General features: G+C 29.9%; 8 protein-coding genes, 1 pseudogene and 1 other annotated feature. All 9 genes and pseudogenes read right to left on the reverse strand.

The annotated features are described in order from the left end of the window. Positions 1-264: 264 nt before the first annotated feature. Positions 265-1,515: a DUF1015 family protein gene (locus KGF52_RS18620; RefSeq protein ID WP_227841219.1), complete on the reverse strand. Its 1,251-nt coding sequence runs from the start codon at positions 1,513-1,515 to the stop codon at positions 265-267. A gap of 31 nt (positions 1,516-1,546) precedes the next feature. Continuing rightward, positions 1,547-2,488, reverse strand: a complete 942-nt coding sequence (locus KGF52_RS18625) for a D-2-hydroxyacid dehydrogenase (RefSeq protein ID WP_227841220.1) — start codon at positions 2,486-2,488, stop codon at positions 1,547-1,549. A gap of 239 nt (positions 2,489-2,727) precedes the next feature. Continuing rightward, on the reverse strand, positions 2,728-3,804 hold the full coding sequence (locus KGF52_RS18630) for a pyridoxal-phosphate-dependent aminotransferase family protein (RefSeq protein ID WP_227829831.1): 1,077 nt from the start codon (positions 3,802-3,804) through the stop codon (positions 2,728-2,730). A 355-nt stretch (positions 3,805-4,159) separates the two neighbouring features. Continuing rightward, positions 4,160-4,675 carry a PaaI family thioesterase gene (locus KGF52_RS18635; protein ID WP_227829832.1) on the reverse strand — a complete coding sequence of 172 codons (516 nt, stop codon included), beginning with the start codon at positions 4,673-4,675 and terminating at the stop codon, positions 4,160-4,162. 308 nt (positions 4,676-4,983) lie between these two features. Beyond that, the gene (leuB, locus tag KGF52_RS18640) at positions 4,984-6,054 is read right to left on the reverse strand and encodes a 3-isopropylmalate dehydrogenase (RefSeq protein WP_227829833.1); all 1,071 of its coding nucleotides are present in this window, start codon (positions 6,052-6,054) and stop codon (positions 4,984-4,986) included. 6 nt (positions 6,055-6,060) lie between these two features. Beyond that, a complete protein-coding gene (gene leuD, locus KGF52_RS18645) occupies positions 6,061-6,552 on the reverse strand; it encodes a 3-isopropylmalate dehydratase small subunit (RefSeq protein WP_227829834.1) in 492 nt (163 codons plus the stop codon). 14 nt (positions 6,553-6,566) lie between these two features. After that, positions 6,567-7,844, reverse strand: a complete 1,278-nt coding sequence (leuC, locus tag KGF52_RS18650; RefSeq protein ID WP_227829835.1) for a 3-isopropylmalate dehydratase large subunit — start codon at positions 7,842-7,844, stop codon at positions 6,567-6,569. After that, positions 7,801-9,543: a 2-isopropylmalate synthase gene (leuA, locus tag KGF52_RS18655; RefSeq protein ID WP_227829836.1), complete on the reverse strand. Its 1,743-nt coding sequence runs from the start codon at positions 9,541-9,543 to the stop codon at positions 7,801-7,803. The genes leuC and leuA overlap by 44 nt, the downstream gene beginning before the upstream one ends. A gap of 129 nt (positions 9,544-9,672) precedes the next feature. Then, positions 9,673-9,917 (reverse strand) — a binding site (T-box leader). Between the two features lie 156 nt (positions 9,918-10,073). Beyond that, positions 10,074-10,316, reverse strand: a pseudogene (locus KGF52_RS18660) (hypothetical protein); the annotation flags it as partial.

Below are 10,316 nucleotides of genomic sequence, written 5' to 3' on the forward strand. Positions count from 1 at the left end.
TAACAATATAGTCTATAATAATAAAAAATAGCTTTCAAGGTTTATCATAAATACTATCTGTACAAATTTCCATTCTAAATTATAACACACAATATTGCTGTATTCCTGTCAAATGTAAATTTTTCCCATATAGAAACCTAAAAAAAGATAACTTTTTTAGAAAAATTATCTCTTATAATTTACAATTAATATACTATTATTTTTAATAAAAAATTAAAGGCCAAAAAGTAGTAAAGTTTACTTTTTAGCCTTTAACTTTATTAATTATTCATTTATTTCGTGTAAGAATAGTCCACATCTTACCTTAGGTTCAAACCATGTTGACTTAGCTGGCATTATCTTGCCTGCATCTGCTACGCTTATTAAATCCTCAATACTAGTAGGATACATTGCAAACGCTACCTTCATATCTTCATTAACTCTTCTTTCTAATTCCTCAATACCTCTAATTCCACCAATAAAATCGATTCTCTTATCTACTCTAGGGTTTTCAATTCCTAAAATAGAATCAATCACATAATTTTGTAGTATAGAAATATCTAATGAGTCAACTGGGTCTTCTATGTCTAACAAATTCTTATTTGCCTTCATTTTGTACCATTTATCACCTAGATACATCCCGAAAGTTCCTTTTTTGTCAGGTTTATATTTTTCTTTACCTTCCATTTGTTCTATATCAAAATTTTCTTTTATTTTATTTATAAATTCTTCTTCATTTAAACCATTTAAGTCTTTAATAACTCTATTATAATCTAAAACCATTAGATTTTCATCTGGTGCAATCATTGCTATAAAATAATTAAATTCTTCTCTTCCAGTATAGTTTGGATTTTTAGCTCTCATTTCTTTAGCTACATTTTCTGCTGAAGCTGTTCTATGATGACCATCTGCAATATATAAATAATCTAATTTTCCAAATTCATTTACTAAATTGCATATTATATCATCACTATCAATCTTCCACACTGTATGCTCTATCTTGTCATCTGTTACAAAATCATATAAAGGTTCATGATTATCCATAAAATCATTTATCATATCATCTATTAATCTTTGATGTTTGTAAGTTACAAGTATAGTTCCCGTATTAGCATCACAGTATTTTATATGATTAGTTCTATCAACTTCCTTTTCTGGTCTAGTGTACTCATGTTTTTTTATTGTTCCATCTAAACTTTCATCAACTGATATACATGCAACTATACCAACTTGAGCTCTGCCATCCATAACTTGTTTATATATATATATACAATCTTTTTCATCTTTTACTAGAATTTCTTGTTTTCGAAATTCATCCAAATTTTCTCGTGCTTTTAAATAAACTTTTTCATCATATAAATTTATATTTTCATCTAAATCAATTTCTGATTTATCTATATGCAAAAATGAATATGGATTCCCTTTTGCAATTTCTCTAGCTTCTTCACTATTCATAACATCATAAGGAAGTGCTGCTACTTTATCTACTATATATTTATTTGGTCTAATCGCCTTAAATGGTTTAATCGTTGCCATTACTAAATTCCTCCTAATTGTATAAAATATTTTATAATGCTACCCCTATTAGATTGTTGAAGTCAAGAAAGTAGTCTTGAATCACATTTACAATTTCTTCTCCAATTCTTTCTTGAGCTTCTACTGTAGATGCACCAATATGAGGTGTAGGAGAAACTCTTGGGTGATTTACTAAATCTAGATTTAATGTAGGTTCTTGCTCATAAACATCTATAGCTGCTGCTGATAATTTCCCCTCATCTAATGCTTTTAGTAAATCTTTTTCGTCAACCAAACCTCCTCTTGCACAGTTTATTAAATAAGCTCCATCTTTCATCTTATTTATTTCTTTTTCAGTTATTACTGCCCCCTTATTCTTATCAAAAGGTATGTGTAAAGATAAGAAATCTGCTTTTTGTAAAACTTCTTCCATATCACAGAATCTATATTTGTTAAAGCCTTGCGCTTCACCCATTATATCAGTATATATAACATTCATACCTAATAGCTCTGCCCTCTTTGCAACTTCTTTTGCAATTCTTCCAAAACCTACAAGTCCTAATGTTTTTCCATTAATTTCTGTACCTTTGTATTTTTTCTTTTCCCATTTTCCATCTCTCATAGTTACATTTGCAGTATTTATGAATCTTGCAAGTACAAATAATTGACCTATTGTAAGTTCTGCAACAGATATACTACTTGCATTTGGAGTATTCATAACTTTTATGCCATTAGCTTCTGCATATTTAACATCTATATTGTCTAATCCTACTCCACCTCTTACTATCAATTTTAACTTTTTACCTTCTAATGCTTTGTCTATTACATCCTTAGTAACCTTAGTAGCTGAACGTACTACAAGTACATCAACATCTTTAAGTTTCTCTCCTAAAACATCCTTTTCATAAAACTCCTCTATCACATTAAAATCTAACTCTCTCAATTTTCTCGCTGCATCTTTCTCTATTCCATCAGTAATTAATATATTATACATAACAAACGCCTCCAATTATATTCACTTAATTTTTCCAATTTTTATTTTTTAAAGTATTTTCATCACTAAAAAACTTTATTTAATTACACTTTCTATTCATATAATTTTCAAAATATTTTTTATTAAAGTCATATCAAATTTTATTAATGTTTGTTAAAAATTTAATATGTAATTTTCATAAAACACATTTTATTTTATATATTTTAAATTTAACTTAAAATACACATAATTTTGTAATATTACTTATTAAAACCTAATATATCATCAATATTATTTAATAATTCTTGTACATCTTCGACAGTATAGTCACCCATATGTGAAATTCTAAAAGTTTTTTCTTTTAAATTGCCATAACCATTTGCTATTTGGAATCCTCGTTCTTGTAATTTTGAATTTAAATTTGATACACTAATACCTTGAGTATTTTCTATAACAGTAAGTGTATTGGATAAGTGATTTTCATTGGTAAAAATTTGGAAGTGTTTTTTAGCCCAGATTCTAACTAAGTTTGCCATGTCTTCATGTCGTTTGAATCTGTTATCTAGGCCTTCATCTAATATATTATCTAATTGGAAATCTAAAGCGAACATGTGAGAAAGAGATGGTGTTGAAGGGTATTGGTAGTTTTTCTTGATTAAGTATTCATACATTTCTAACAAATCAAAATAAACTCCTCTAAAAGGTACTTGCTTAGCTCTATCGATTGCTTTTTGAGAAAATGTGCAAATAGACATTCCTGGTGGTAATCCCAGTGCTTTTTGTAATGATGTTATACAAATATCTATTCCAATCTTATCAACCTCGACTTTTATTCCACCGGCTGAACTTACAGTGTCTACACAGTAGACCACATCTTTATATTTTTTAACAACTTCTCCAATTTCTTCTATTGGATTTCTTATTCCAGTTGAAGTTTCATTGTGAGTTACGGTTATTAAATCATATTCTCCGGTAGAAAGCACCTTATCAACCATTTCTGGTGTTGTTGCCTCTCCTAATTCAACTTTAAATATATCCGCTGGGACATTATTAGCCACTGCCATTTTGTACCATCTATCACCAAAGGATCCACAGGAAAATACTGCTGCCTTTTTGGATGTACAGGAACGAATGGAGCCTTCCATTAAACCAGTTCCGGACGACGTGGATAAAAGTATCGTGTTGTTGGTATAGAATAATTTTTGCATTTTTTCACTTATACTTTTTTGAAGTATAGATGCATCTTTCCCTCTATGCCCTATCATTGGTGTAGCCATCTTTTCCAAGACTTCTGCTCTAACATCAATAGGACCAGGAATAAATAATTTCTTACTCATTATAATTCCCTCCTTTTTTAGTTTGTAATATGGATAGTGTGTTTACTGTCCTTATTTTTAATATCTATAATATCAAGCTAAATTAAGTATGTCAACATAAAAATTATTTTTTATATATAATTTATTTTCTATATTTTGTGAAATCATCCATTTTGCACCTTATCATTAGTTTGAATTTTCTGAATTTATTCACCAAAAAAAATACACTTTTTAAATATATAAATTATTTTTTTTAGCGTATAAATTTAATGCTATTATAAGAATTTTTTTTTAGTATAGCTAAGTTATTTTTATCTTATATTTTTTAATTTTATATTTTTTGATATATCATTTGACATAGCAAATATGTAATTACTTAAAGTTCAATATATTCAACTTTTTCTTCTGATTCAGCAAAAAACCATTCTTCATCAGAAAAATCACCTTCTGCTATTTGACCAATAGGCATCTTCATATATTTTCCAGTTGCTGTTACTGCTATCTCTCCATTTGGCAAAATTATTTCCCCTGTACCTTCAAATAATTTTCTATTTTCTTTAGTTATCCTTCCAACTACTCTTATAGTAGCATCTGTTGGTACTGGTTTTTTATATTTCAATTCCAAAGATACTGTCACACCCCATATTTGGTCATCATTTATACTTACAGCTCTTCCAATAGTCTCATCTAATATTGCAGCAGACATACCTCCATGAACTCTCCCTGGATAACTCTGATGCCAATCTTTTGTATTACAAATTGATACAAGTTCTCCATTTTCAAGTTCATAAAAATCTGCTTTTAGTCCTAATTCATTTTGTGTTCCACAAACTAAACAAGATTTACTACTATTTTGCTTTTTTAAAACCTTATACTTTCCCAAAAACTCCATCTCCTAACTAATATTGATAGCCACTTAATATTCATAATACTAAAATATATTATATAATATTAATTAAATCCCTGCAAATTTCTAATAAGCAAAAATAGGCTATTTCAGCATTAAAATCTTAATCCAAAGTATTATTTTCTAAAAAAAGCACAATATGATTTTATGTAATTAAAATTACCTAAAATCACATCGTGCTTTAAAAATAAAATATATCTTATACCCTAAATATAAAACTATGCCACAATAAATTTTTTACTAATTCCCCCAATTATATGACCCAATTGTATTATATAAATTAAACTATAATTCTAAATTTCATTTACTATTAATTCTCCCATTTTCTTTGTCCCAACAACAGTTCCTATACTATTATATATATCACTAGTTCTGTATCCTTTTCTAAGTACATTTTGTACTGCATCTTCAATGCATTTAGCTTCATCTTCTAGATTAAAGCTATGTCTTAACATCATTGCCACAGATAAAATAGTTGCAATTGGATTTACAATATCTTTTCCAGCTATATCAGGAGCACTCCCATGTATTGGCTCATACATTCCAAAGCTATCTTCTCGAAGTGATGCAGATGGTAACATACCTATAGAACCTGTAACCATGGATGCTTCGTCAGATATTATATCTCCAAATATGTTATTAGTCACTATTACATCAAATTGGCTAGGGTCTCTTACAACTTGCATAGCAGCGTTATCAACATACATATGTGATAGCTCTACATCATCAAATTCTTTAGCTAAGCTCTCCATAATACCTCTCCAAAGTCTTGAACTTTCAAGCACATTTGCTTTATCTATACTGACAAGTTTATACTTTCTATTTCTAGCGATTTCAAAAGCCCTTCTTCCAATTCTTCTTATTTCATTTTCATTGTATACCTCTACATCATAAGCCTCTTCAACACCATCAATAATCTTTCTTCCACGTTTTCCAAAATAAATGCCCCCTGTTAACTCCCTCACAACAACAAAATCAATGCCTTTTTCTACTATATCTGCTCTAAGTGGTGAAGATTCCTTTATACTTTCATATATAGTTGCTGGTCTCAAATTTGCAAATAAACCTAAGGATTCTCTCAATTTTAAAAGACCTGCTTCTGGTCTTGTATCTCCCTTACATTTATCCCACTTTGGACCTCCAACAGCTCCAAGTAATACCGCATCGTTTTTTCGACATATTTCAACAGTTTTATCAGGTAGAGGTTCTCCAGTTTCATCAATTGCACATCCTCCAGCCAATACATATTCACAATCAAATTTATGATTAAATTTATAACAGATTTTATTTAAGACCTTTATACCTTCTTCTATAATTTCTGGCCCAACACCATCACCTTTTATGACTGCTATTTTACAATTCATACACCATTACCCCCTGTTTACCTTTATTGAGTTAATTAGACCTTCATTTGTTATGATATTTTGCATAAACTCAGGAAATGGTTCTGCCTTATATTCTGCTCCTTTTGTTATGTTTTTTATTACACCTGTTGAAAAATCCACTTCTATAGTATCGCCTTCTTCTATACTATTAGCAGCTTCCTCACATTCAAGTATTGGAAGCCCTATATTTATAGAATTTCTAAAAAATATTCTAGCAAAAGTTGATGCAATTACACATGATACTCCACTTTCTTTTATTACGATTGGAGCATGTTCTCTTGATGAACCACACCCAAAATTTTTAGTTGCAACTATAATGTCTCCAACCTTTACTTTAGATACAAATTTATCATCAATATCCTCCATACAGTGCGTTGCTAATTCCTTATAATCAGCTATATTTAAATATCTAGCTGGTATTATTACATCTGTATCTATATTATCACCAAATTTAAAAACCCTTCCATTAGCAATCATAAACTTTACCTCCCTTAAATTATTTCTGATGGTTTTGATATTTTTCCAGTTATAGCTGATGCTGCTGCTACAGCTGGACTAGCAAGATACACTTCTGAATCAACATGACCCATTCTTCCTACAAAGTTCCTATTTGTTGTTGAAACTGACCTTTCTCCTGCTGCAAGTATACCCATATGACCTCCAAGACATGGTCCACATGTTGGTGTAGAAACAGCTGCTCCTGCTTCTATAAAGGTAGTAATATAGCCTTTTTCTATTGCTTCAAGATATACCTTTTGAGTTCCAGGAAATATCATTACTCTAACTCCATCTGCAACTTTTTTACCTTTCATGATTTCAGCTGCAATTTCAAGGTCTGATATTCTTCCATTTGTACAAGAGCCTATTACAACTTGGTCTATCTTTATATCTTTCTCAATCTCATCTACTGTTTTAGTATTTTCAGGAAGATGTGGAAAAGCTACTGTTTCTTTTAATTCAGCTAAGTCAATTTCATATATTTCATCATAAATTGCATCTTCATCTGCTTCGTATACATTTACAACTTTTTCTGTTGTTGTACACTTATGTGAATTTATATATTCTATAGTTTTATCATCTACTGGAAAAATTCCATTTTTAGCTCCTGCTTCTATTGCCATATTACAAATAGTAAATCTATCATCCATAGATAGATTACTTACTCCATCTCCACAAAATTCCATAGATTTGTAAAGTGCTCCATCAACACCTATCTTCCCTATTATATGAAGTATCACATCTTTTCCAGTTATCCATTTATTTGGCTTATTCTTTAGGACAAATTTTATTGCACTAGGTACCTTAAACCAACATTTTCCTGTAGCCATCCCAGCTCCCATGTCAGTTGAACCTACGCCAGTGGAAAAAGCGCCTAATGCTCCATATGTGCAAGTATGAGAATCGGCACCTATGATTACATCTCCTGCTGTTACTATACCTTTTTCAGGAAGAAGAACATGTTCTATTCCCATATCTCCTACATCAAAGAAATTGACCACTCCTTTGGATTTTGCAAAACTTCTTGTAAACTTACACTGCTCTGCACTCTTTATATCTTTATTAGGTGTAAAATGGTCCAAAACTATTGCCACTTTAGACTTATCATAAACCTCTTCAATTCCTAACTTTTCAAACTCTCTAATAGCTACTGGTGATGTTATATCATTTCCTAAAACTATATCTAGGTTTGCTTCAATCAATTGTCCTTTCTTAACCTCATTTAAATTAGCATGTTTCGCTAAGATTTTCTGCGTCATAGTCATCCCCATTTTCTGCTTCCTCCTCAATATAACTTTTATTTATTGCATTCATAAGAGCATTAATAGCTGCTGTGTTTATATTTTCTGATATGCTTACCCCAAAATAAACTTTATCATTATGTTCTATTCCAACATAGGCTACACCTCTTGAATGTGAACCTTCCTCTAATGCATGTTCCCAATAATATCTAAATTTATAATCTTTCATGCCACATTGTTTTAATGCGTTGTTAAATGAATCTACAGGACCATTTCCTATTCCAACAATTCTTTGTTCATTACCCATATAGGTTACTCTTGCAGTCATCTCAATCATATTAGTATCATCAGAATCATCATTCTCATAATTTATTTCATCCATTGATTTTATCTTATACTTCTTAACTTTATAAGGACTCTCAACATCAATATATTCCTTCTTAAATAAGTTAAATATTGATTCACTACTAAGTTCTTCTCCTATTCTATCAGATTCCATTTTAACTACATTTCCAAAATGAGAATGCATATTTTTAGGTATCATGAAACCATAATCTGTTTCCATTATATAAACAGCTCCGCCTTTTCCTGATTGACTGTTTATTCTAATAATTTCTTTGTATTCTCTACCTATATCATGAGGGTCTATTGGTAGATATGGAACTTCCCAACAACCATCATTTCTAGTATTAATTGCTATCATACCTTTTCTAATAGCATCTTGATGAGAACCTGAAAAAGCACAATGTACAAGATTTCCTGCATATGGATGTCTGTCATGTACTGTAAGTTTTGTACAATCTTCATATATTTCTATCATTTTATCGATATTACTGAAGTCTAACTCTGGATTTATTCCCTGTGTATAAAGATTAAGACCCACATTTACTATATCCATATTTCCAGTTCTTTCACCATTTCCAAATAATGTACCTTCAAGTCTATCTGCTCCAGCTAATAACCCAAGCTCACTTGCCGCTGTACAAGTCCCCCTATCATTGTGAGTGTGTAAGCTCATTATAATAGAATCTCTACAGCTTATATTTTCACAAAACCATTCTATTTGGTCTGCATATACATTTGGTGTTGCCATTTCTACTGTTGATGGAAGATTTATTATAACTTTCTTTTGTGGTGTTGGTTTCCACACATCTATAACTGCCTCACATATTTCAAGTGCATAGTCCATTTCTGTACCTGTGAAACTTTCAGGTGAATATTCAAAAATAAAATCTGTTTCAGGATATTTTTTTGCTTCTTCATTGAATAATTTTGCTCCCCCAACTGCTATATCTATGATTTCTTGTTTACTCATATTAAAAACCACTTCTCTTTGAAGAACAGATGTAGAGTTATATAAATGTATTATTGCTTTCTTACATCCTTTTACTGATTCAAATGTTTTTTCTATAAGATGAGCTCTGGATTGTGTAAGTACTTGTATAGTTACATCATCTGGAATCATATTTTCATCTATTAACTTTCTTAAAAATGTATACTCTGTATTTGATGCTGATGGAAAACCTACTTCTATTTCTTTAAATCCTGTATCCAAAATCATTTTGAACATTCTGACTTTTTCTTCTACATTCATAGGTGTTGGTAGTGATTGATTTCCATCTCTTAAATCGACACTACACCAAACTGGAGCTTTTGTTATTTCATTATCTGGCCATTTACGATTTGTCATTTTCATTCTATTATATTTTTTATACTTTCCATATTTCATGTTATTCCCCCTCTTCTTTGTTTTTTGTATTCAGTATACCTTATATCGACGCAATTCTTCCCCTTTTTAATTCATAAGTACAAATGTTAAATTTATCATTAGAATAAAAATAACCTCATCTCTAGTAAAACTAGAGACGAGGTTTTGCTCGCGGTACCACTCTATTTAGCTTTTTAAAAAGCTCCCTTAGTAATAGTTACTACTAATTATTATAATAACTATTTTTCCTGTAACGTGGAAATACGGTTATCCTAAATTTTAAAACTTAGGAAACAGCTCCTAGACAAGTTCAGAATTATCAACTGCTAAATCACACCATACTTTAGCTCTCTGGAAGTTTCATGCTCCTTACTACTTCTATTCATCGCTTTTTAAATCATTTAAATTTTCTAAATATTTTGATTTAATAGTTATTATATACACATTAAAATGTATTGTCAACACAAAAAAATAATTATCTGTATTTTTTTATTATTTATTTTTGTCAAGTAATCTTCTAAATCATGCTAACGATTGAAAATAGTATGGTATTACTCCTTAAATTTTTTTATCTTTTCATCTATTATACTCAATAATTTTTTTTCATCTTCCAAACTCAACGCATTTAATCTAACTTTGTAATTAAAATTATCAGCATATACATTTAATATATTTTTTGTCACTTCTATTTTTTCTATTACTTTATAATTAAATTTTTGATTTTTTCTAGCTTTTATACTGAAGATACATTGATTATTTATTGATATTGAATGATTATCAAGAGTAAGATATAC

This window comes from Clostridioides sp. ZZV15-6597 (genome assembly GCF_020657815.1).
Lineage (GTDB): Bacteria > Bacillota > Clostridia > Peptostreptococcales > Peptostreptococcaceae > Clostridioides.